This window comes from Crateriforma spongiae, assembly GCF_012290005.1.
Taxonomy (GTDB): Bacteria; Planctomycetota; Planctomycetia; order Pirellulales; family Pirellulaceae; genus Crateriforma; species Crateriforma spongiae.
The window spans coordinates 1-24,207 of the sequence record NZ_JAAXMS010000015.1; the positions used below are offsets into that span (position 1 = coordinate 1).

General features: G+C 57.6%; 14 protein-coding genes and 1 rRNA gene. 10 read left to right on the forward strand and 5 right to left on the reverse strand.

What is annotated here, in order from left to right; translation table 11 throughout:
• The 3 genes from HFP54_RS24595 to HFP54_RS24605 form a co-directional block, all read right to left on the reverse strand.
• Positions 1–7,578 (reverse strand): DUF4347 domain-containing protein (locus tag HFP54_RS24595; protein WP_168567215.1); only part of this gene is annotated, 7,578 nt, incomplete at its 3' end.
• 351 nt (positions 7,579–7,929) lie between these two features.
• Entirely contained in the window at positions 7,930–8,580 is a 651-nt protein-coding gene (locus HFP54_RS24600; RefSeq protein ID WP_168567216.1) for a hypothetical protein, read from the reverse strand.
• A 40-nt stretch (positions 8,581–8,620) separates the two neighbouring features.
• Positions 8,621–9,586: an AEC family transporter gene (locus HFP54_RS24605; protein ID WP_168567217.1), complete on the reverse strand. Its 966-nt coding sequence runs from the start codon at positions 9,584–9,586 to the stop codon at positions 8,621–8,623.
• Between the two features lie 576 nt (positions 9,587–10,162).
• On the opposite strand from HFP54_RS24605, the gene tatA reads away from it, so the two are divergent.
• The 4 genes from tatA to HFP54_RS24625 all read left to right on the forward strand — a co-directional run bounded on the left by tatA (position 10,163) and on the right by HFP54_RS24625 (position 13,811).
• Complete coding sequence (gene tatA / locus HFP54_RS24610; RefSeq protein ID WP_196784246.1) at positions 10,163–10,390, forward strand: twin-arginine translocase TatA/TatE family subunit; 228 nt, start codon at positions 10,163–10,165, stop codon at positions 10,388–10,390.
• Between the two features lies 1 nt (position 10,391).
• Positions 10,392–10,664: a Sec-independent protein translocase subunit TatA/TatB gene (locus HFP54_RS24615; RefSeq protein WP_146412842.1), complete on the forward strand. Its 273-nt coding sequence runs from the start codon at positions 10,392–10,394 to the stop codon at positions 10,662–10,664.
• Between the two features lie 1,126 nt (positions 10,665–11,790).
• Positions 11,791–13,323: ribosomal RNA gene (locus HFP54_RS24620) — 16S ribosomal RNA — on the forward strand.
• Between the two features lie 44 nt (positions 13,324–13,367).
• Positions 13,368–13,811, forward strand: a complete 444-nt coding sequence (locus HFP54_RS24625) for a hypothetical protein (protein WP_168567218.1) — start codon at positions 13,368–13,370, stop codon at positions 13,809–13,811.
• A 15-nt stretch (positions 13,812–13,826) separates the two neighbouring features.
• Here HFP54_RS24625 and folE read toward each other — a convergent pair whose 3' ends face one another.
• The gene (gene folE, locus HFP54_RS24630; protein ID WP_145305000.1) at positions 13,827–14,417 is read right to left on the reverse strand and encodes a GTP cyclohydrolase I FolE; all 591 of its coding nucleotides are present in this window, start codon (positions 14,415–14,417) and stop codon (positions 13,827–13,829) included.
• A gap of 578 nt (positions 14,418–14,995) precedes the next feature.
• On the opposite strand from folE, the gene HFP54_RS24635 reads away from it, so the two are divergent.
• From HFP54_RS24635 to HFP54_RS24660, 6 genes are all read left to right on the forward strand, one after another.
• Positions 14,996–15,661, forward strand: coding sequence for a PilZ domain-containing protein (locus tag HFP54_RS24635; RefSeq protein WP_168567219.1), 666 nt, complete (start codon positions 14,996–14,998; stop codon positions 15,659–15,661).
• A gap of 166 nt (positions 15,662–15,827) precedes the next feature.
• Positions 15,828–16,400 carry a DUF4864 domain-containing protein gene (locus HFP54_RS24640; protein WP_168567220.1) on the forward strand — a complete coding sequence of 191 codons (573 nt, stop codon included), beginning with the start codon at positions 15,828–15,830 and terminating at the stop codon, positions 16,398–16,400.
• 10 nt (positions 16,401–16,410) lie between these two features.
• Positions 16,411–17,001, forward strand: a complete 591-nt coding sequence (locus HFP54_RS24645; protein WP_168567221.1) for a sigma-70 family RNA polymerase sigma factor — start codon at positions 16,411–16,413, stop codon at positions 16,999–17,001.
• A gap of 54 nt (positions 17,002–17,055) precedes the next feature.
• Positions 17,056–17,877 carry an anti-sigma factor domain-containing protein gene (locus tag HFP54_RS24650; protein ID WP_168567222.1) on the forward strand — a complete coding sequence of 274 codons (822 nt, stop codon included), beginning with the start codon at positions 17,056–17,058 and terminating at the stop codon, positions 17,875–17,877.
• 144 nt (positions 17,878–18,021) lie between these two features.
• Positions 18,022–22,512, forward strand: a complete 4,491-nt coding sequence (locus HFP54_RS24655) for a CHRD domain-containing protein (protein WP_168567223.1) — start codon at positions 18,022–18,024, stop codon at positions 22,510–22,512.
• Positions 22,513–22,641: 129 nt separating this feature from the next.
• Entirely contained in the window at positions 22,642–23,412 is a 771-nt protein-coding gene (locus tag HFP54_RS24660; RefSeq protein WP_168567224.1) for a PEP-CTERM sorting domain-containing protein, read from the forward strand.
• On the opposite strand, the gene HFP54_RS24665 is transcribed toward HFP54_RS24660, so the two are convergent.
• A complete protein-coding gene (locus HFP54_RS24665) occupies positions 23,399–24,178 on the reverse strand; it encodes an LON peptidase substrate-binding domain-containing protein (RefSeq protein WP_146412827.1) in 780 nt (259 codons plus the stop codon). The genes HFP54_RS24660 and HFP54_RS24665 overlap by 14 nt on opposite strands.
• Between the last annotated feature and the right edge of the window lie 29 nt (positions 24,179–24,207).

A 24,207-nucleotide genomic window follows, 5' to 3' on the forward strand; every position in this document is an offset into this window, starting at 1 on the left:
ACCGGCGCCCGTGCTGTTGTCGAACGCCACGCTCGGATCGATGCTGAAGGCGGCCAGGATCGCGGTCTCCTGCGCCGGGGTCAGGATCAACCCGTTGTCCAGCGTCGCCGTGGTCACCGTTCCGCCATCCTGCGAGGCGACGTGGGCGTCGCTCAAGTCAACATCATCGAAGGTGATCGTGCCGGTCTCGGTCCCCGGATCAGCATCGGGGTTGGTGTCGGAGCTTTCGGTCACCGTGGCGGCCTGCGCCGCGCTGTCGATGATCGGTGCGTCGTTGGTGCCGTTGACCGTGATCGTGACCGTCTGGACGTCAGTGGCCAACTGTGCGTCGGTGGCTGTTATTGTGTATTCCAACACGATGCTTTCGCCAACGGCCAAGTGATCAAAGCCTTCACTGCCACTGTCGAACGTCCAGTTGATCGTGCCGGTGGTCGAACTACCGTCGATCACCGGGTTGGCGCCGACACTCATCATGGACAGCAGAGCGGGGTCACCAATGCCGTTGTCGTCGCCTGTCACCACCACCGATCCGACCGAGGCACCAACCACATCGGTGGTGTCCAGGTCCTCGACCGAAAGCGTCCTGCTGACCGACAGGCCTGAGTCGGTTTCGGTTAAAGCTTCATTATCGGAGTCGCTCGATCCTACCGTGATGTCGGGAGCATCGTTGGTACCGTTGATCGTTATCGTGACCGTCTGGTCGTCGCTGGCGTTCTGCGAGTCCTTGGCTCGTATCGTGTACTCCAGCACAAGGGCTTCGCCGACCGCCAGGTGATTAAAGGCTTCGCTCCCGCTATCGAACGTCCAGTTGATGGTACCGGTCGTGCTGCTGCCGTCGACCACGGGGTTGGCGCCCACGCTCATCATCGCCAGTAGAGCCGCACTGCCCATGCCATCTTCATCGCCCGATACGACGACCGCTTCGACCGAGGCATCAACCGCATCGGTGGTGTCTAGGTCTTCGACGCTCAGCGTGCCGCCGACCGTCAGGCCCGAATCGGTTTCGGTCAGCGTCTCGGCAACTGAGCCCGTACAAAGGCCCGCAAACCCCGTGATGCGCGATACCGTCGCACTGGATTCGCCTTCGGCGTAGATCAAAGATGTCATATCCGGTGAAAAGGCAAGCGGGTCATGGAAGAACCCATTATCAAAGTCGATATTCGTCATGAACGTCGATACCACGCCGGAAGAAGAAACGCGTAAGATATTCGCGCCGGAATCACCAACGTACACATCACCCGTAGGTAGGTGAATCGCGAGACTATCGGCGGGACCCAGTCCGCTCGCCACGGTCGTTTCCGATCCGCTCGCAAATTTTCGCAAAGTCCCACTTCCGCCGGAGTAGTAAAGATCACCGTTGCTGTCGAAACCCAACGCGGATATTGACGTGCTATTTGTGATCAGCGTCTCCGTCAATGAATTCATATCGATTCGCGCTACACGGCCAGAGACATCGCCGTACACGAGTTGACCAGCAAATGGGGAATTCGCTGGGGCAATTGCAATGTCATTGACGCTCGAGACATTGCTCGCGCTGGTGAGAAGTGTCGCGGCGGGCGTCGCCGCCGAAAGGTCTATCGTGAAGATTTGTCCGCCGGAGTTCGACGTGTAAAGCGTTGTTCCATCAATGGCGAGACCAGTCTGGCTAGAGCCAACCCCCGGTGATAAGAAACTACTGATCACGTTCAACGGCGTGATTTTGAAGATATCACCGCCGTTTGAGACGCGGCTCGTTACGTAGGCATTCCCAGAACTATCAAATACCGCATCGCCGAAACTAGTGACGGATCCAGGAAGGGTGCCGACCAAGGTCGTCGCGACCGGTCCAGCCGCGCCCGCTGTGCATGCCGTAATCTCCGGATGATCGTTGGTGCCGTTGATCGTGACGGTCACTGTCTGATCGTCGCTGGCACTCTGAGAGTCGGTGGCCCGGATCGTGTACTGGAGCACCAGGCTTTCGCCGACCGCAAGATGATCGAAGGCTTCGCTACCGCTGTCGAAAGTCCAGTTGATCGTGCCGGTCGTCGAACTGCCATCGATCACCGGGTTACCGCCGACACTCATCATCGACAGCAGGGCTTGGTCACCAATGCCGCTGTCGTCGCCTGTCACCACTACTGACTCGATTGAGGCGCCAACTACATCGGTGGTGTCCAGATCTTCGACCGAAAGCGTCCTACTGACCGACAAGCCCGAGTTGGTTTCGGTCAGTGCTTCGTTGCCCGAGTCGCTCGCGCCCATTATGATGGCAGGCGCATCGTTTGTGCCAATAATCGTCAATGTTACCGTCGCCGAATCGGTTTCCCCATCCGGATCGGCGATTTCATACGTGAACGTTTCGGTGGTAGATTCACCGGCGGCCAACGCTTCGAAATCGCCACTGGGATCATACGTCAGCACCCCGCCGGTTAGAGCCAAGATTCCTGGCGTGGGCGGACTGTTGATCGCAACGATTTCGATTGGTGTGTCGCCATCGGGATCGGAATCGTTGCCAAGCACACCAGTTCCGGCATCGCCAAGAGTCCCCGAGATGTCGGTCACCGAGTCGTCTTCGCCGAGCGTGATCGTGTCACTGACAGCGACTGGCGGATCATTCAGATTCACCGTGACATCAAACGATTCGCTTACCGATCCGGAGTCGTCGTCCGTGAGCGTGACTATTACCTGAAACGTGCCTTCGTTCGTGTACGCGTAGGTCGGCAAGTTGAAACTGCGGCTACCGGTTGGGCTAACGTTAAAGGTATGAAGGGCCAGCGGACCACCATCGCCAAAATCGACAGTGACTGTGTGAACATCCAAAGTGCCATCGTCAGAGAAATCGATGTTGCCGTGATTCAAGACTCCGTTTTCAGACGAGCCTAATGAGATATTTCCGAAGTCGCCAGCCAAATCGTCGAATTCAGGCACGTCATTGTTGACCGTGGTCGTGACGGACGGTGGGGCAACAGAGATTGCGTTGTGGGTCATCATGTAACCCATGATGGCTTCACTCTCTGCGAATGGTGTGCTTTGATTGTCTTGCCAATCCGTATCAACTAACCAAAGTCGCCCTAACCCGCTATCTCGATAGGCTAGCTGTACAGCTCCAGATGCCCACGCTCCTAACGGCGTTATTCCGGGATATGACGATAAATCGAAACCGCATCCTTCTTGACTTGGATTCTGTGGTGTGATCGGCCCAAGGTCTTGCCAGAACGGATCACTTGTATTTAGTTGGATCGCAGGGTTAATCGCGTCACTGCAATCCCCGTCTCTACTTCCTGGCTGAGTTACATTCTCATCGAATACTAGATTGAACACTTCATCGGAAATGTTGTATTCCGTGATGATGATGCCGCCGTTGTTTACATACGACTGAAGGTTTGTCGCATTCAACCCGCTCAAACCACTACGCGTTACAAAAAGTGCTTGAGTATTCGCGTCCGGTGTATTGCCCGAAACTACATTGAACGATGTTGCATTGGGGAAAAACGTCGTTATGTCGCGATTAGAATTGCCGGACAACATCACGTTCGGGCGCAAGCTGCCAAAGCTATTCTCAATAGCTTCCGTTCCGGCAGAATCCGTCAAGCTCGCAATGGTAATTGTGTAGTCATCGGAAGATGTCATCGTTGGATTGTCATCTAGGTATTGATGACTGATCTGAAACTCTCGAGCCGTCGCGTCCCAAGCCACCATGTCACCATTGACGTTGACGGAGATAAGATCACTGTCTGGCAAAACAAATGTGTTGGTATTACCATCTGCCCAATCAACTTCCATCGTGAATGTTTCCGTTGTATCAGCATCTCCAATCGTTCCGGTCAATATTGCAAATTCGTGTTCGTTGATTGATGGCGTGACTGCCAGATTGCTCAACGAAGGAACATCGTTGACGCTATCGACCGAAACCGTGCTCATTGCAATCGCGTTGTCGAGCAATCCATCATTTGCAATGACTTGGACGATGCGATCTGTTTCGTTCGGCTGCTGAGAGGCGTTTTCATAGGTCAGCGTTCGGAGCACCGCTTGGTAGTCTGCTATAGAAGCAGCACCCGTCAGGGACAGCACACCGGTGCCCGAATCATACGACGCGACGATTGGCGTGCCGGACGTGTCTACCGCAAGAACTTCGTCGCTACCGTCAAGGAGATTCGTGATCGTCGCGGTGGCCGATTGGAGAACGAGATTGTTAGTGGTTGCCAACTGGAAGGGTGCTTGAAGTTTATCACCCGCCGAGACGACGGATGTGGCAGATGTCGATGCGTCGATCCGAATGATCTCGTTGTCGGTGTCGTCCGACACCAGGAAGTTGCCATTCCAGTCGCGTGTGATTCCCAGAATGCCGCTGTTGAGATCGCCGCCCGACGCGAACGTGCTCTGAGCAAAAGTGTTCGGATCGATCTGAATGATTTCACCTGCGGTGGTATCCACCACAAAAATCTGCCCGTTGTCATCGACGGTGATTCCCCACAGGTTGTTCAGGCCGGTCGCGATTGTCGTGGTTGCGAGTGTATTGGCGTCGATCCGAGTGACCGTCCCGTTCATCGACGCGGCTAGGATGTTGCCATTGGCTTCAAGGGCCAGACCGTGCACATGTGGGATCGAACTGTTGATCGTTGTTGCAACACCTGTGTTCGGATCGACCCGCGAGATGCCGGTATGTCGGCCCACGATGATGTTGCCGTCAGCCTCGACAACGATCGAGTGCCCGCCATCCAAACCAGCGTTGCCCGCAATGCTGGTATCCGAGACCAGAGTCTGCGCGCCCGTAACCGGATCAACCCGTACGATCTCGAAGTAATCATGGTCGAACGTGAGAAGTGAACCATCCGAATCGATCGTCAGACCTTGAATTGCGTCGAAGTTGTTGCCCTGTGAAACAACGGCTTGCGTACCGCTTGAGGGATCGATGCGGATCAAATCGCCAAGAGAATCGGCCAGGAAGATCGAACCAGGTGCGGCCGCATCCGGATCACTCACCTCGAGATTGGAATCAACGATGGATACGGCCCCACCGTCTTCAGTAAAGGTCGCATTAAAGTCGATACCCCCGTCCATTCCATTCAAGTCGACCGTGGGAGCGTCGTTGACTGGCGTGATGTGCAGCGTGACCGTGGCCGTGTCTGTATTGCCTTCGCCGTCATCCGCTTGATAGACGAACGTGTCGGTAAAGTTCTCACTGCCGTCGTGGGTGTAAGCGAAAGTGCCATCGGGATTCAGAGCGAAAGTACCAGTGTCGAATGATGGTCCGCTGATCAAAGTGACCGACAAAGGATCACCGTCAGGATCCGAATCATTGGCCGCCACACCATCATCGCTGGAATCCCCTGCGGTCGTGGTTCCATCGGCATCAGTCGTTGCTAGTGTGCCTCCCTCGAGCAGATTGTATTCGTCGTTGTCAGCGTTTGGCGGTTGATTGGCGACAACGTTGATCGTCACATCGAGAAATGAACTTGCACCCGGTGAACCGTTGTCTTGGGCTTTGAATCGAAGAAAAGTAGGTCCCGACGTTGCGGGAGTCCAGTTGAACACGCTGCTCACCGAACCTTGTCCACTGGTGGAAGCAAAACTGGATCCGGCCGGAATGGCCACAGGAGTTAAGTCGATGGTCTGGCCGGCCGAATCTGTCGCAGACACCGTGAAGCTCACCGGCTGTCCCACGCCAATGGTCTGGTTCGCCACGGGCGTAAACACGGGAGGCTGATTACCTGCGCCTACGGTGATTGAGATGGTCTCTTCGTCAAAAAGATTGGGTATTCCATCGTCGGTCGCTCGGAAGACAATTCCTGTAAACAGATTGTTGGACTGAGCGGGCGAGGGAGTCCAATCGAACTCGCCCGTGACTGGATTAAACGTCGCCCCCGCAGGCATGAAACTTGCCGAATACGTAAGCAGGTCGCCTGCGTCTGCATCCGAACCGCTGATCGTGAAATTGATGTTGGTTTCGTTCGGTGTCGTTCGGTTGCCGATGGGGTTGAGCACCGGCTGCGTGTTGGCGCCCGTGACCGTGATTTGAACTTGTTCACTGTCAATGATCGGGGTGGCGACATTATCGAAGGCCTCAACGTTTAAGGTATATGTACCGACGTCCGCTGGGCCGGGGGTCCACGAAAAAGTACTGGAGACGCTGTTATTCGGAGCGGGTGTGGCGGGTCCGGTGATCTCGGGAAAGGACGATCCTGAGGGCAGACCTTGAGCGCGAACGGTCAGGCTATCCCCGTCGGGGTCTGTCGCCGATGCTTGAAAAGTCAATGTCTGACCGACGGCCACAACTTGCGAGCCGATGGGTGCCAGAACCGGTGCGTTGGGATTTGGGACGCCGCTGCCCGGGTCCTGCACAACAAACAGGACCTCGCGTTCGCTGTAGGCTCCAGACGCATCAGTCACACGTACCTTGTAAGCCCAGCGGCCAAGCGCCAGTGCGGCTGTCTCTGCTCCAGAGAGACTCACGTTTCCAAATTGGTCGAGGTCGAGCCCTGGGACCGCGGTGTTCGGATCGTTTCCGCCCACCAAAAATTCGTAATTGACCGGACTGCCATCCGGGTCGACCGCGTTGAGGTTTTGATTGTAAGCGTTTCCCTGCGCGACGATATCGATCGTGGCAGAGCGGACGGTCGGGCTCGCGGACGTAGTGCCCGGACCATCCCAAACCACTCTTGTAGAAAGGTTCCATCCGCTGCCGAAATTATTGCCGTTCGCAACCCAGCAGCACGAACTCCAGTTGGAAACAAAATCAGCCGGGGTTGGACCAAGATTTCTGGTGAAGGTCTGCCTCCTGATCGCAAAGCCGTCGCCACCTTGCTCCGCCCCTGTCGCGACGATTGCCGAGCTGGACTGGCTCCAACCGCTGAAACTCGCAGAACTGACCGATCCATCCCGCCAAACCGTAAACACCTCCATTTCCGCCCGACCATTTGCATCAACCGTCCAGGTGAGGGAACCGCCGCGGTAGTGGCTGAGTGTGATCTGAGGATTGACGGACTCGAGAAGGTTCGTCGCCTCGATTGGTCCGGTCGAAAACTCCAGGTCCCAATTGCCTCCGAGCACCGGCGATCCCGTCAAATCAGTTGAAGCGGCCACATCGGCCCCGGTGGCACTCGCGACCGCTTGTACAAAGCTGTCGCCGTCGACGCCTGCAACGTTGCATCCCCACAACAGGATGTCGCCGTCCACCGACAACGTGGCACCGATCGCGGCGAGCTCGTCGCTGTAGTTTGAGAGATTTGCCTCGTTCAAAACGATGTTGCCCAAGGGCGAAACCTCGCCGACGTCTCCGTGGGAGATGATGTTGATGGCTGCCACGTCTTCGCGACCCTGCAAATAGTCAGCGATCTGAACGAGCCCATCACTGTTGGTGTCCAAAACTACCACTTCGTCCGCGGAGGCCTGAAGAGCCTGGGGAACAGAGTCTTCTTGCCAGACGGACGGGTCGACAAACACAATTTGGTCGGCTGCTAGCAGGTGCCGGTTCTCCAGTGACTCCACCAGCATTCGACGCCTTCTGGTTGCTGCGGTGCGTCGTCGCTGCCGCGATGGCTTTTGCTGCGATGCTGAAAACCAAGATTTACGGCGGTTGCTGCGTTGGAAGCGGGACATCGTCACTCCTTGCTCGGACAGATGATGGTGGATCGGCCGCGGCCTGCGGCGACGGGCGGGTCAAGGCCGACAACGTGGGGGGAACGCGACTTCATTCGCACACCCCACAGGGGTGGTTGCAGCAAACCTACCACAGCCCGATTGGGGGTGCAACAATCTTAATCGTGGGGGAAACGAAGCGTTTCTGAGAGGCCCGTCGCCAACCAGCCGCCATCACGATTCAAATAGGGAATGCGACTTTTTCTGGGCACGCGCGACATCTTCCGGGCACGCGTGCCATCGGGCGGCACGCTCGAAAACACTGCCCGTTGCACCTAGAATTCGCTGGCCTGATCTGCACCACTTCGGCGTCTACAGAGGCCCGGTGTCTGGTTGCAGCTCCACAAACACACCGACCTGGTCGCCCGGCGGCGGCCGGTCCCCGTACAGCATCAGAGCACCTTCCCCAGCGAGCCAGCGTCGGTCGATTAAACGCAGCGGGCGGTCCACGTCATGAGAACTGGCCTGGCGACCGACGCCTTGGCTGAGCACTTTGTGCGCGCCTTGGAAAACCCCGATGTGTTCCTGCGGCAAGGACGTCGCCAAACGGTTCGTCCGGTCACCGGAACGGACAATCACCGCGATTTTCCACTGCTGGTCTTTCGGATCGGGAGCGATCTCCACATTGATCACCGACTCGCCCGGCGAAACCGGCATCGCGGCATACCACCGCGGTCCCGCCGTCCCTTCGGGCCACACCGTGCTATAGGCCAGCCGATAAGCACGATCGTCTGGCATGGGATCCGGGATCCGCACGCGCAACCGATAGGTCAACGGTCGGTACGTGGGAATGGTGATAGCGGCCAGCTCGTTATCGAATCGACGCGGCAGGTAGCCGACCTCTTGTCGTAGTTCCTCGAGCTCCGCGCGCAACTGCGATAGCCGCGTCGCGTAGCCGGTGACGCCGATCAATAACGCCACGATCGTCACCAGGCCGATCAACTCACGCAAACTGATTCGCATCAACCGTCGTCCCCCATCCGCGTGAAACCTTTCCCTTCGCTCAAACCCCCAACCACCATTTCCCGACGGCCAGCCAGAACGGCACCATGACGATGCCGAAGATTGACGTCGACAGGATGACTCGCATCGACGTCACTGTGTCACGATCATACAGCCGGACAAGGACGATCGGGAAAATGGCCGCCGGCATCGCCGCCTGCAGCATCAAGACCTGCTGCATTTGCACCGTCCGGGCCAGAAACGTGGCCACGGCTAGAATCGCCACCGGCATGACCAGCTGTCGAAACCCGACCGCACAAGCGATCGTGCGGATCGCTCCTCCCCAGTCGGCGTCTTTCAAAAAGTCGATGATCAGGGCCCCCGAAAGCATCAGCCCCAGCGGCACCGAACAACTGCCCAGCTTCTCGGTCGCCAATAAGATCGGCTGAGGCACAAAGTCGACCCAACCGGTTCGCTTCAATGTCATCGCGACCACCACCGCGACAAGCGGCGGGCTGATCAGTGATCGCCACCAGTGCCGCTGCTGCCCGCGGCCACCGCTGATGATCGCGACGCCCACGCTCCAAAGAGCCAAATCCACGCCGACGTTGTGCAGGATCAAATCGACCATGGCGTCGGGATAAAAGCGTTCGGCCAGGGGCAGCGGGATGTAACCGTAATTGCAAATGCCCACGCCCAGGGCAAACGCGCTGCGGCTGGACGCATCTTTCAGCCCCATCCATCCGCCCAACAGGCGTGCCAGCCCCAAGCCCAACAGGAATCCGATGACAGTGATCGTGAATCCGAACAGCGGCGGTGTCCACGTATCCAACAGCGATGCGATCCGGTCGCCACTTAAAATACGGTCGAAAAACAGAGCCGGCAGCAAGACCTTGGCCGTCAGATTGGCCAACGACCGGTCCGCGTTGGGCGTCAACCAGCCGGCACGGCGACAGGACGCTCCCAACGCGACGACCAGAAAGACGCCCAACACGCTCATGAAAATCTGGTACGTGTCGGCGATCATCAAACGAGGTTCATCAGTGCGGGGGCAGGGGCGGCCGAGGGACAACCAAACAACCTGAAAACACGGGGGCCGATCGACGATTCACTCGCCAGATCGGCCGCGGCGACACACCGTCACCCAAGACCGGTCGACTGACAAGCGGTCGACGCTTTACGCCCGTTTTCGGCCCTTGGATGCCGGGTGGACGGCATTCAAATCGGCTTGTCACCCGCAGATGGCCGCTGGGACCGGCCGACCGAGCGGACTCGCGGCGGCGGCGGCGTGGGCCCCTCGGTTTCGGCCGATCACAGCCGGAAAAACCGGCCCCACCGATGACGGGATCTTCTTCGCCGACCTGGAGTGCGGCTTTGACTGGCCCGCCGGCCGCAATAGAATGGGGGCGTGTGACGAAAACGACGTCACGCATAGCCCCCGACACAACGGTTCTGGAGGTGTTCGCGACGGGCCCGGCGCAGTTCTTCTGCGTTCGGGTGGCTGCCGATCGACCTACCCGCTTTCGCCGGTCGTGAGCGAGGGGATGGCTCTCTTGATTGAAGCTTCCTGCGCCACCTTAATTTTCACAGAGGCGAAAAACAGATGTTTGATTTTGTGCACCAGGGAATCTCCCTGGCTTTCATGGGCATGCCGGGCGGCAGCGAATTGTTCATCATTTTGCTGATCATCCTGGTCCTATTCGGCGGTGCGAAGCTGCCCAGCCTGATGCGAAACCTTGGCCGCAGCGCCAACGAATTCAAAAAGGGCATGAGTGAAACGGCCGAGGACGACGGCGAAGCGGGAACCGACAATTCGGCTGAGAAAGCCTGAAATGTTCGGTTTGAGCCCGTTTTCGCTGATCCTGATCGCGATCATTGCGATCATGTTGTTCGGCAGCGATTTGCCCGAAGTGGCACGCAAATTTGGGTCTCGGTATCGTGAATTCCGTCGTTCCATCAATGACGTCCAGCAACAGTTCCGCGAAATCCAGCGGGAAACCAGCGACGCGTTGAAGGTCGACACGTCCGACGATCACCGTCGGGCCGAAGTGGATGACGAGGAAGAAGACGAACCGCAGGCGCCGCGATTCACGCCGCCCAGCTGACACGTCGTCGGCCGCCCAAGCGACTTCCGATGGCCCGAACTGCCAAGCCGTCCGCCGATGCAACAGTCATCGGTGGACGGCTTTTTTCGTGCGCATCGCGATATCGAAACTTCGGAGACACAGGCGAAGTGGCTGAAAGCTCGCCGCCGACTCCCAAACGCTCCTCATCGCGGGGTGGTCCCGTCGTCATTCGGAGACAACGTCTATCCGGAAAGAGGTTCGATTCGCCGCTGCGATTGGATCTGGCGAACGCCGGGTTTGACCGGGCGAAAGCGGAGCCGGGGGAACCCTGTGCACACGTGGTCTTTCTGTGCATGACGATGCAAGCGTTGGCGACATTCCCCGACGGCGGTCTGATCGCCTTTATGGCCGGAGACACGTTACCGGCCGATCACCACGTGTCCCCCTCGTCTCGGCGACAAACGTTGACTCCGCAAGACCGCCAGAGCGACGGAAACTCGCCGGACAACCGCTGGGCGGAGCCCTGGATCTCGATGGCCAGACCGGCGCGGTAGAGCCTGAGGAAAGAAATCGGGCGAATTGCTGGAGCGATGCGGGTCACCGCGACGAAGAACTGTCTCCATCGGCACGCTGCTGCGTGTCGGGCAGAAGGCGGAAAACACGGGAAAAAGCCCGTCGATACCGGGCCGAAACGCGTGCGGGAAAAGAATTCTTAGAAAATTCCCCAAAGCCTATTGCGGCGACGCGAAGTCACCGATATCTTTCCGCCTCACTTGAACGGCAACCACTTGTTCGCCAAGAACAAGCAGCCCGGTGAAGGCCGCCAAACGCGGCGAAAAGCTTTCAGCTTTTTTTCACCAAAGGGCTTGACGGTCGCCGGCTGATCCGCAAAACTCTGCGGATCGCATTTTCGCCTTCAGCACTCGCTGAGGTGAAAATTTCGACCGATATTTGACAATTTGGTGATGGAACTTCTGTTGAGTTCAGCAGTTGCGAGATCGCTTGTTTAACCGACACGGGACACCTTCGGGTGTTCCACTGAACGGTACAAAACGGCGAATCGCTGGAGGCTTTTACCGAGGCCTCCAGAGCAGAATCAACTTTCGGTTTTAACTTTGATTACTCCCGGTCGAGTCCTTCGGGTCTCTTCTGGTGAATCGATACAAAATTGAAGGGTTTGATCCTGGCTCAGAATGAACGTTGGCGGCATGGATTAGGCATGCAAGTCGCACGAGAAATCAATTAGCTTGCTATGAGATGGAAAGTGGCGAAAGGGAGAGTAACGGGTAGTTACATGCCCTCAGGACTAGGATAGTGTCGGGAAACTGGCAGTAATACTGGATAATATCTACGGATCAAATGGTGTGATTCCGCCTGAGGATTGGACTGCTTGCTATTAGCTTGTTGGCGGGGTAACGGCCCACCAAGGCTTTGATGGCTACCGGGTGTGAGAGCATGGCCCGGCTCACTGGGACTGAGACACTGCCCAGACATCTACGGATGGCTGCAGTCGAGAATCTTCGGCAATGGACGCAAGTCTGACCGAGCGATGCCGCGTGCGGGATGAAGGCCCTCGGGTTGTAAACCGCTGTCAATTGGGAGGAAATCTATCGGGGTTCTCTCCGGTAGTTGACCAATCTTTAGAGGAAGGACGGGCTAAGTTCGTGCCAGCAGCCGCGGTAACACGAACCGTCCAAACGTTATTCGGTATCACTGGGCTTAAAGCGTGCGTAGGCGGCTTGGAAGGTGAGAGGTGAAATCCCACGGCTCAACCGTGGAACTGCCTTTCAAACCACCAAGCTTGAGGAAGACAGGGGTGATCGGAACTTATGGTGGAGCGGTGAAATGCGTTGATATCATAGGGAACACCGGTGGCGAAAGCGGATCACTGGGTCTTTTCTGACGCTGAGGCACGAAAGCTAGGGTAGCGAACGGGATTAGATACCCCGGTAGTCCTAGCCGTAAACGATGAGCACTAGGCTGAGGAAACTTCCACATTTTCTCGGCCGTAGCGAAAGCATTAAGTGCTCCGCCTGGGGAGTATGGTCGCAAGGCTGAAACTCAAAGGAATTGACGGGGGCTCACACAAGCGGTGGAGGATGTGGCTTAATTCGAGGATACGCGAAGAACCTTATCCTAGGCTTGACATAGTTGAGAACCCTTTAGAAATAGAGGGGTGCCCTTCGGGGAGCTCTTTTACAGGTGCTGCATGGCTGTCGTCAGCTCGTGTCGTGAGATGTCGGGTTAAGTCCCTTAACGAGCGAAACCCTTGTCTCTAGTTGCCAGCGGGTAATGCCGGGGACTCTAGAGAGACTGCCGGTGTCAAACCGGAGGAAGGCGGGGATGACGTCAAGTCCTCATGGCCTTTATGCCTAGGGCTGCACACGTCCTACAATGGTACGGACAAACGGACGCAATACCGCGAGGTGGAGCAAATCCTAGAAACCGTGCCTCAGTTCGGATTGCAGGCTGCAACTCGCCTGCATGAAGCCGGAATCGCTAGTAATCGCGGGTCAGCATACCGCGGTGAATGTGTTCCTGAGCCTTGTACACACCGCCCGTCAAGCCACGAAAGTTGGGAGGGCCCGAAGTCGCCAAGCTAACCCTCGGGAGGCAGGCGCCTAAGGTCAGCTCGACAATTGGGACTAAGTCGTAACAAGGTAGCCGTAGGGGAACCTGCGGCTGGATCACCTCCTTTCTAAGGATTCTTAGAATAGGTCTGCTGTTCGAAAGAGCGTCCGGGTGACCGGGCAGATCGAATCTGTGGAAGTGGTCTCGCAACGAACCAACAGAAAAGATGCCTTCGGGCTGAATCCATCACCAAATATCAGCGAAGACCCGGCTTGGTGCGTCGCCTACCAAGCCGGGTTTTTTCGTGCGCGCTTCACACCTTTCCATAGCGTCCATCACCAATCCGGTTGCATCACCTATCTGGTTGCTCAGGGGAGTTCTAGACGCGGACCGACGTCCGCGATGCGTCCGCAATGTGATTACTTAAGTCGGATTTTTACGAACCGGCGATTCCCGAACCCTGCCCGAATTGAGGCCGCGCCTTCGCCAATCGCGTCGAACGTTGCGCAAAAAAAAATCGAACTCGCTTCGGATCTGATTTCCCAGATCTCAAAGCGGTTCGATCTTTTTCGTTTCGACGCCGCCGTCATGGACGAGCGCCGAGCCGTTTCATGATTTCCAGAAAACGGTTTATCGATTGATCAGCCCCAAGACTTCGGCGCGGGTCGCCGGATCATCGCGGAAGGCGCCTCGCATGGCGCTGGTCATGCAAAGGCTTCCGGGTTTTCGAATGCCGCGCATCGTCATACAGCTGTGGGTGGATTCGACAACCACGGCGACACCACGAGCAGACAAACGCGTTTCGATTAGGTCGGCCACCGTTTGTGTCATTCGTTCTTGGACTTGCGGGCGCCGGGCGACTTCTTCAACCACGCGTGCAAGTTTGCTTAGCCCGACAACTTTTCCGTCCGGCAGGTAAGCGATGTGAGCTTTGCCAGTGAACGGCAGAAGGTGATGTTCGCACATGCTGCAGAAGCTGATGTCGCGAACCAAAACGATTTCGTCGTAATCCTCAGTGAAAACTTTGGCCAAGTGACGGCCCGGATCGACTTTCAATCCTGCGAACATCTCCGCGTACATCCGGGCAACCCGTGCGGGGGTTTCCAGCAGGCCTTCACGATTCGGATCTTCGCCAACCGCATCCAGGATGACGCGAACGGCCGCCTCGATCCGTTTCAAATCGGCGCCGTCCCCCTTCGGTTCATTGGGATCAACGTGCATGGGAGCTTCGCGTGCCGCCAGGCAGTGCGAAGAATCATCAAAATGCCTGCCAGATGGCGTGTCGGCAACAGAGTCCATAGGGACCATTCCTTTCGATGGCAACGTCGCGACGAAGTGAATACCGTCGCGTCGTCATGGGAGGGTGATTTTTTTTCAACTCGCCCACTTTCGCATCGCACCCGGTCACAGACTGGGCTAATCGACGGATTCGCGGTCGTCATTCGACGGCAAGCGTCGTTGATCCGCCTGCCGCACGAAGTATACCGGCTCGGCTAGCGATCCTTCCACAGTCACCGCGATGGGACAACGTCTCTGATCAGGCCTGCCTCCGCTGCGGATTTGGCTAAGACGCGGTGGCGTCGAGATTCCCAATTCGCCGGAACCAATCGCATACCCGTTACAACCGGTCGCGGTCACTGTTGAATCTCTCCGCTTGGGGGGTCTGAAAGCGGCAGTGTCAGCGGTCGGACGCAGGTTTTGTGTCCTAGGTTACCCATGGCACAAGGGCTGACGGTGAACAGTGATCCTTGTGTCGTTTCCCTGCACCTGCAAATGGCCCAGCCTCGGTTCTTCCTTTCATGTCCGACGAACAAGCGCCTCAGCGAAAAGACGATCGTTACCGATGGACCAGTTCGATGTCCCTGTGGGCCGAACTGATCGTCGGATTCGACGATCAACCGAAGGTATTCGATTCACAAATCATTGACGTCAGCCAGTCGGGCTGCGCGGTTCAGGCCGATCTTCCCCCAGAAATCCGTCCGCAAGTTGGCATCATTCGAATTTTCGGTAGCCGAGACGATGTGGTGGTCGAAGCTGCGGGTCGAATCTGCTGGGACAAACACACATCGCTTTCGTCACGCAGTTTCGGGATGAAGTTCCGCCGCCAATTGCGTCCTGATTTGCTGGAGCGTCTGATCCACGAAGGACATATCAGCCGTCGTGAACATCCGCGCGAAGTCGTCGGCATCGACGTCACGGTGCGACGCACCGCCGGAAAACCGCCGATCAACAGTGCCCAGCTGATCGACGTTTCGCGCAGCGGTCTTCAAATTGCCACGGACGAAGCATTGGAAATGGGCGAACGCGTATTGGTCACACTTCCGACAGGACCGAGCGCTGCGGTCAAAGTCCGCTGGGCACGCCGCTGCGAAAGCAGACATCATGCGGGCGTCGCCTTTGAAAACCTGACCGGCAGTCGGGCGATCAACGAAGCACTCAAAGCGGACCTAGCCACGGTCGGTTAGTTCTTTGCGGTATCGATCTGGAATCATGTGGATTCAAACGTCGATCGGACACGTTTGTGATTCCAGTCCCTATGATGGGGTCGGCGTTTTTTTACGCCCAGGCATGCCATCTTCAGGCCGTGACAGTGATCGCGGTCTTTTCCGCATTTTCTGAGACGCCCAAACTGTGCCCACCGGTTTTCGCAAACTCTTGCCCATCGGCGCTTTTGTCGGCATTGGCCTGATCGCGGGGATCAGTTGGCGATTGATTCAACCAGATCCATCGGCCTCAACATCCGCGTTAAGCCCCTTGGACCTTGCCGAATTTGAAAAGCAAGTCCGACCGGAATTGGGGCCGGCCGAGGTCGTTGCGATACAGTTGGAATCGATGCGTCAGGCCGCCTTGGATCCCGAACGGCTGAAACTCTGTTTTGCGTTTGCTTCGCCATCGAATCGCAGACTGACCGGTCCGTTTGAGCGATTTCAACGTTTGGTGGTCGAACCACCCTTTGCCGCCCTGATCGGCCACCGCCATGGTTTGATCGGGCGTCCACAGATTCGCGGTGAAGAAGCGATGGTTTTGGTTTCCATTGATAACGCCGATGGCCAGACACGTGCGTACCAGTTCTATCTGATTCGGCAAAACGAGCCTCCGTTCGATGGATGCTGGATGACCGAAGCGGTGACACCTTTGGCGGTGGTGCCGGCAGATGCCGCGGTCGAACCGGCGGATTCCGATCAGCCTGCTCTATCGCTCTGATTCGATCGCCATGACGGAATCCCAGTCCGACGAACAGTTGCTGGCCGCGATGGTTTCCGGCCAAACCGATGCGCTGCGATGTTTGTATCGCAGGCACGTTTCGTTGGTCTATGCGATCGCCCATTCGATTTGTGGCCAAGACAGCGATGCCCAAGCGGTGACCAGCCAAGTCTTCATCGAACTTTGGAAAAGTCCGGACAACTATCATCCGCAGCGAGGTTCACTGCGTACTTATTTGACGATCCTGACCCGCAGTCGCGCTCGGGATCACCTCCGCCGCTCTCGAGCGGGAGTGCGTATTGAAGCCTCCTTGGATCCGCCAATGACGCCTACGGTGGATAGCCTGGTGGATTCGACGGACCCGAGTCAAAACCTGGCGGCACAAGAAGACGCACAACAGGTTCGAAGGTGTTTGGCTGGGTTGTCGGATGATTCCAGATCCGCGCTGACCTTGGCCTTTTTCCAAGGGCATACCCATCGTGAGATCGCCCAAAAGTTGAAATTGCCACTGGGAACGGTGAAAAGTCACATCCGTCGTGGGTTGGCCGATTTGGCCGATCGGTTGCGAACGGACACCGATTCCGGCACGAGGGAACACTGAAATGATTTCCAACGTTCGCTTTTCTTTCGAGTCGATCGAGCACACTGAAACGTCATGAATTGTCACGATTGCCAGCAGCACTTGGTGGATTATCTGACCGGCCAGACGGAGGCTTCGGTCGCCCGACAGGTGGAAAATCACCTGGATTCGGGGTGCCAAGATTGCCGTGAATTGCTGGAAAGTTTGTCCGCTGCCCACGCGGCGATGCTGACATCGGCACCCGAACATCGCCCGAGTGCTGCGACGATCGAATCAATCGAACAAGAGATCCATCACGCGATCGACGACGACTATTTTGCGCCGGCCAGACACGCAAAGGGATCGGGGGCCGGATCTGAGAATCTGGATGTTTTGAAGCGTTGGATGATTCCCGCTTTGGCAACCGCCGCCGGTTTCGCGATGGCGATCGTCATGATTCCCCGATCCGACGATCATCTGGAATTGGGATCGGCAAGCACACACGGTCAAACCGATCCATTGCCACCGCGTTTTCAATCGATGTCTGACCCGAATCAGCGTTTGGTATCGGTCGTCAATCGGCGTGAACCCACACAACCGCTGGCATCATTTTGGATCGACCGTGTGGCCAACCAACTGCATGTCCATGCGGTCAATTGGGATCCACTGGACGGTGACGCTTTCTATGCCATTTGGCTGGTGGATCCATCCGGACATTGGACGTTTGCCGGACAAGTCGGCGGTGACGACGACCGTGATCGGACTCGTGTGCTAGACATTCCGAATTTGCACACCACCATCCAACGCATCGCCGTCACGATCGAACGTGGTCCACAGTCCCCACGCGATGGAAGATCGCTGGATGATGCCGATTTGGTCAGCGAAGATCTGACCGATTGGTTCGAGAATCAGCTTTAGGAAATCTACGAAAAAGTTTTCAGCTTTTTGCATCCGCTGCGCCACCACTGTCCGTACCTTTCGCGACGCAGGTGGTCGGAGCGATGATCAGACTCGGATGCTTGCGTCGGCGAACCCTCCGGATTCCCGAACAAGAGCTGATTCATGCTGAAACGCAACCTGCGCCAATCCAACCATAAACGTCGTCCGTCAACTTGCTTCACCAGGGAATCGCGGTTGCGACGCCGAAAGGTTCGTCGCAGTCGACTTGAACCGCTGGAAGCAAGACGAGTCTTGACCGGATACATCGTGGATACGGTCGACGACGTGGTCGCGGCGGATGGTTTTGTCAGTCTGCGTGAAGCAATCCAGGCGGCCAATTCCAACAGCGCAGTCAACGAGGCAGCGGCGGGCCAAGTCGGTGCGACCGCGGGAATCGACACCATATGGTTTAGCCCTTCGATCGGTGACGCCACGATCAGCCTGACCGATGGTGAACTGTCATTGACCGACTCGGTCGCTATCGAACCATCTTTCGGCCAATCAATTCAGATCGATGCACAGGGTGGCAGTCGGCTGTTTTCCATCACCGATGCAGGTCCGGTCCGACTTTCCGGCTTGACGCTGACCGGTGGTTTCGCGGTGTCGGGCGGGGCGATCGATGTCGCGGGCGCGACGTCGTTGGAACTGCACGACGTGGACATCGTTTCTAACGTCGCAACTGGCGACGCAGCCAACCAAGGAGGCGGTGGAATCAACAACGTCGGTGCGAACTTGGTGATCATCGGTGGTTCGATCACGGACAACACCGCCTCCGGTGCAAGCGGCAGTGGTGGTGGAATTCTTTCCTCGGGTGGTTCGGTATCGATTCAATCGACAACCATGTCGGGCAATGTGGCCAATCGTGCCGGCGGCGCCATTGAACTGGGCACCGGATCGCTGACGCTTACCGATGTGATGCTGGGCGGATTCGCCGTCGATGACGCCAACGTTGCCGGGCCTGGCGGTTCGGCGTCGCCGGGCAACGGAGGTGGTATCCACGTGACCGGTGGCGCTTCGGCAACATCAGTCGCCATCTTTGGTGGGGTCATCGCGGGTAACTTCGCAGCGTCCGAGGGTGGCGGAGTCTGGAATCAAAACGGGGCCGTGATGTCGATCGCCGGAAACGCGGAAATCGTCGGCAACCGGGCCGGTGGCGAAACCAATACCGAAGGCGGCGGTGGTGTTTTCAACAACGGCGGCTTGCTGACCATCACCGACGCCCGGATCACTGACAATGCGACGACGGGAACCGCGGGTGGAGGCGGCGGGATTGCCAACGACGGCGGTTTGGTCACGGTCAATCGTTCCATCGTGTCCGGCAACTTTGCGGCGGGAACCGGTGCCAGCGGTGGCGGCATCCTGAATATTAACGCGGGCAAGGTTTCCGTGATCGATTCCGAAATCACGGACAACGTCGCCAGTCGTGCCGGAGGCGGAATCGAAGATGCTTCGGATGCTCCTGGCGTCCAAGGCTTGTCGCTGCAGAACGTGTTTTTGAGCGACAACAACGCTGGCGTCATCGCAGCGGACGCATCGGCCGCCGCGCCAGGAAACGGTGGCGGAATTCACGTCACGGGTGCTGGTGACGTTTTGATCGCCGACAGTTTCGTCAGCGAGAACATCGCGGCGGCCGAAGGTGGTGGACTGTGGAATGGCTCGGGAACCATGACAGTCATCAACACCACCATCGAGCGAAACAGTGCCTCAGGAGATGCGGCCGATGACGGCGGCGGCGGCATCTTTAACAACGGCGGTCAAGTCGTCATCGACGGTGGTGTGATCGAATCCAATGTGGCTGATGGCGCCAGCGGAAGTGGTGGAGGCATCCTCAGCCTCGGTGGATCGCTGGAAATCTCCGGTGCACAGATCCGTAACAACTCGGCTTCACGTGCCGGCGGTGGCATCGAAGTCACCGGTGAGAGCGACACGGTATTGTCCAACGTCGATTTGATGGAAAACGAGGCCGGTCCGATGGGCGCCGCCGCCCCGGGCAACGGTGGCGGGCTTCACGTCACGGGTAGCGGATCGGTTGAAATTCAAGGCGGAACCGTCATGGGCAACCTGGCCGACCGCGAAGGTGGCGGACTATGGAACGGTGCAGGCTTGATGACGTTGGTCGATGTCGACGTCATGGACAACATCGCCCGCGGTGATACGGGCGACGACGGCGGCGGTGGCATCTTCAATAACACCGGCCAGCTGATCATCAACGGCGGAAACATCACCGGAAACGTCGCCAATGGTGCCAGCGGAAGCGGTGGCGGGATCTTGAACCTGGATGGGATCCTGCGAGTCGAATCCACCAATCTTTCCGAAAACGTTGCGAATCGCGCCGGAGGGGCCGTCGAGGCGACCACGGACAGCGAAAGCACCCTGATCGACGTCACGATGGAATCCAACACCGCCGGGCCGGTTGGATCGGCTTCGCCCGGCAACGGTGGTGGTCTGCATGTGACGGGTCAGGGCACCGTCGCGGTGATCGGCGGCACCGTTCGCGATAACTTCGCCGCCAGCGAAGGCGGTGGGCTTTGGAACGGGACCGGAGTGATGGCGGTTTCGGGAACCCAGATCGATGGCAACGTCGCTGCTGGTAATGGAGTCGACCAGGGTGGCGGTGGCGTTTTCAACGCGGGCGGAACAATCCAAATCGATTCATCCACCCTGACGAACAACCGAGCGACGGCATCGACCCTGGTCACTCTGTCCGGCGACGCCGAAGTTCCCTCGGTCGCGACAGCCGCAACCGGGACGGCCGCAATCCAATACGATCCGAATGCCGGCACCTTTGATTTGGACGTGATCGTCCGCGGTATCGAACTGGACGACGACACCAGCTTGCCCGAACTGACCGGTGCCCACCTTCATGTTGCCGCCGCTGATGCCAACGGCCCGGTCATCGTCAATCTGGGTGTGGAAAACTTCGTCCAAGACGGCGATTCCATTCGCTTGCGACTGCATGATGTCGAACTGCCCGAGTCCAACTTTGCCGACTTCGCCGCGGGCGGAACCTACATCAACCTCCATTCGACAACGAACCCTGGTGGGGAACTCCGAGGGCAAGTTGTGTTCCCGACAACGATGGGAAGCGGTGGAGGCATCTTGAATGACGGCGGAACCGTCGAAGTCAGCAACACCTTGATTGACGGTAACATTGCCAGTCGTGCCGGGGGTGGAATCGAAGCGACGCCGAACTCCATCACCACGCTCAGCCAAGTCGACTTGGTGTCCAACATCGCCGGCCCATCCGGCTTTGCAACCCCCGGCAATGGCGGCGGCCTGCACATCACGGGTGATGGCGACGCCGTGATCGAAAACAGCCGAATCGAATCAAACCATGCCGGCCGCGAAGGTGGCGGGCTGTGGAACGGCAGCGGAATGATGACCGTTCTGTCCACCGATCTGATGGGCAATGTCGCAAGTGGTGATGCCGCGGACGACGGCGGCGGCGGCATCTTCAACAACGGTGGTTCACTAACGATTTCCGGCGGAACGATCTCGGAAAACCAGGCCGATGGAACCAGCGGCAGTGGCGGCGGGATCATGAATCTTGGCGGAACGCTGGAGATCTCCGATGCAACTGTTGGATTCAACACGTCCAACCGCGCCGGCGGTGGCATCGAAGTCACCGGAGGCAGCGAAAGCACCATCGAACGTGTCTTGCTTGTTGGCAACGTCACTGGGCCCGACGGCATGGCAATGCCGGGCAACGGCGGCGGGCTTCACTTGGGCGGCGATGCGATCGTGGATGTCATTAACACCACCGTCAGTGAAAACCAATCGGGCAACGAAGGCGGCGGACTTTGGAACAGCAGCACCGGAACTCTAAGAGTGGTCAGTTCCACCGTCGCATTAAACGCTTCGCCCCGCGGTGGCGGAATCGACACGATCGACGGTGGTTCGACAACCATTGGATCGTCGATCATCGCGATGAATGACGCGGATGATGGCCCCAATATCCATGGTGCGGTGACCACCGACGGTTTCAACGTCGTTGGCGACACAACGGGGGCGACCTTTGCCAACGCCCAGCCGACCGACCAATTGGATGTGACCAACACAGGATTGCAACCGCTTTCTGACAACGGCGGTCCGACGATGACGCACGCTCTAAGTGCCGGAAGCCCCGCACTTGCATCGGGTGATCCCGCCGGAGTCGACGTTGATCAGCGTGGCATCGCACGTCCGCAAGGCGACGCCCCGGACAGCGGTGCATTCGAATCACCGCTGTCGGCTCCTGTGATCGCCGGTGTGTTCCAAAACCCGGTGATGCCGACCGATGTCAACGGCGACAGCCGCACCACCGCACTGGACGCCTTGATGGTCATCAATTTTGTGGCCCGTCACGGCGACGACGTGGACGTCGAACAATTAATGACTGCCGAAGGCGAATCGGCGTCGGTGCAGACGTCGGCCGACCATCCGATGGTCGACGTGTCCGGCGACGGCCGCATCACCGCCATCGATGCCCTGCGTGTGATCAACACACTGGCTCGTCAAACGACGCAGAACGATACGACTGATCAAGCGTTGGTCCAAGTTGCCGCCGACATCCAACGATCGGGCGCGGACGATGATGAAGAATGGATGGACGCCATCGTCGACCAAGTCCAGTGATCTATCGCTAACAAAGTGTTGCGACCGTCGACTGCAAGTGATCGCCGGGCTGGCATTGGTATCCGATGCATGCCCGGCTGTGCTTCCCCCCAAACCACTGCAAACTCTATCAATCGATTTCAATCATCCATGCGCGCATTCATCTACCAATCAATCACGGTTCTATTGACTGGCATCGGTACCCTGTGGGCATCGTCCGCCCCGGCCGTCCTGATCAGCGAATATCAACCCGATATCCCTGGCCTGCCTCCGCTGACGACACAGTCGGAATTCAGCGGCGTTGCGGGGATGCCGTTTCGCGGATTCTTGCTGGCAATTCGCGGCGAAGTCGGCAGCTATGGTTTGGTTGACCGGGCTCTGTCGATCGACGGAACCTTCGACAGCAACGGCATCTATGTCTTTGACCATCGCCCGTTTCTAAACCCAACCTTGACGGTTGCGCTGGTCGACGATTTCACCGGGCAAGCGGGCGTAACCGACTTGGACGGCGATGACGACGGAATCATCGACAACTTGGCATCGATTTCCAATGTCAGGGACGCCATCGGTATCACTGACAGTAGTGATACACAGAACAACCTTACCTATGGTCAACAACTGGGCGGTGCGGATTTCGCGTTCACCGGGGACGAACCACGATTAGTTTTCCGCGATGCCAGTGTGGGTGACTGGTACGCGATTAACAGTCCTGACAACGGCCAGATCTTTAACTTGAACGGTCGCGACATCGCCGGCGATGTTTCGTTTTCCGGTGACGCGTTTTCACCGTCGATCGGGCAGATCAATCCGACCGCGGTTCCCGAACCCACATCGATGGCGGGTCTGGGTTCGTTGTGCGTCGTCGCGGTCGGCTGGTTTCGCCGACGCAAAAACACAACGCCGGTCGTCAGTTCATGCTGAACGGCGGCGGGAACTGATCGCTTCGGTTGGCGCGTATCATGCTGCCGACCGATTGTGATTTCTGTTCCTGCTGTTCTTCGATCGAAACCGAATGCAGCTGAATTTTTCCGCTGCGTAGATACTGAATCAGCAAAGCCGCTCGCTTGTCGACGTCGGGTTCGGCCAACAACTGAATCTTTTCGTCCACTTCGAACGGCATCGTGTAACTGATGATGTCCGTGATGGGGCCCAGAGTCATTTGCCCCGCCATCAGATCGTGCAGGTTTTTCTGCACGTTGGCGCTCTGGGGGATGATCGACGCGAAGGCACGCAACAGATCGTCTTTCAATTCATTACGAAGGGCGACGTTGGCCGGCGGATAGTAGTCGTCCATCACATCGACCGACGCCGTACGGAACGTGCGACCGGTATCGATTTCATCGATCATCGTCGCGCGTTTCATTCCCACCAAAAGGATGTTGTGCCGATCGCCTTCCAATTCGGTGTGTGAAACGATCCGTCCGATGCACAATGTTTCTTCGACCGCGGGCCCGACGACCGGCGACTTGCCCGATTTCAAATCGATGCTTTTGCCGGACTTCACCGTTGCCATCGCGATCAAATGATCCGATGCCAAGGCATCACGCAGCATGTCACAGTATCGCGGTTCGAAAATGTGCAGCGGCTGCATTGCATGAGGAAACACGACCAATTCCGGCAGCGGGAACATGCGAACCCGCTGGTCGAAATCGTCTGGCAAATTGGTGATATCAGACCAGTCGTGCATCGAATTCGACTCGGTTTACTTTCGGCGAC

What these genes read in the sequence shown, in the direction of transcription:
- HFP54_RS24600 (WP_168567216.1), bottom strand. Translation starts at nt 8,580, where the DNA reads ATGCGAATCAGTTTGCGTGAGTTGATCGGCCTGGTGACGATCGTGGCG.
- HFP54_RS24605 (WP_168567217.1), bottom strand. Translation starts at nt 9,586, where the DNA reads ATGATCGCCGACACGTACCAGATTTTCATGAGCGTGTTGGGCGTCTTT.
- tatA (WP_196784246.1), top strand. Translation starts at nt 10,163, where the DNA reads ATGTTTGATTTTGTGCACCAGGGAATCTCCCTGGCTTTCATGGGCATG.
- HFP54_RS24615 (WP_146412842.1), top strand. Translation starts at nt 10,392, where the DNA reads ATGTTCGGTTTGAGCCCGTTTTCGCTGATCCTGATCGCGATCATTGCG.
- folE (WP_145305000.1), bottom strand. Translation starts at nt 14,417, where the DNA reads ATGCACGTTGATCCCAATGAACCGAAGGGGGACGGCGCCGATTTGAAA.
- HFP54_RS24635 (WP_168567219.1), top strand. Translation starts at nt 14,996, where the DNA reads ATGTCCGACGAACAAGCGCCTCAGCGAAAAGACGATCGTTACCGATGG.
- HFP54_RS24645 (WP_168567221.1), top strand. Translation starts at nt 16,411, where the DNA reads ATGACGGAATCCCAGTCCGACGAACAGTTGCTGGCCGCGATGGTTTCC.
- HFP54_RS24650 (WP_168567222.1), top strand. Translation starts at nt 17,056, where the DNA reads ATGAATTGTCACGATTGCCAGCAGCACTTGGTGGATTATCTGACCGGC.
- HFP54_RS24655 (WP_168567223.1), top strand. Translation starts at nt 18,022, where the DNA reads ATGCTGAAACGCAACCTGCGCCAATCCAACCATAAACGTCGTCCGTCA.
- HFP54_RS24660 (WP_168567224.1), top strand. Translation starts at nt 22,642, where the DNA reads ATGCGCGCATTCATCTACCAATCAATCACGGTTCTATTGACTGGCATC.
- HFP54_RS24665 (WP_146412827.1), bottom strand. Translation starts at nt 24,178, where the DNA reads ATGCACGACTGGTCTGATATCACCAATTTGCCAGACGATTTCGACCAG.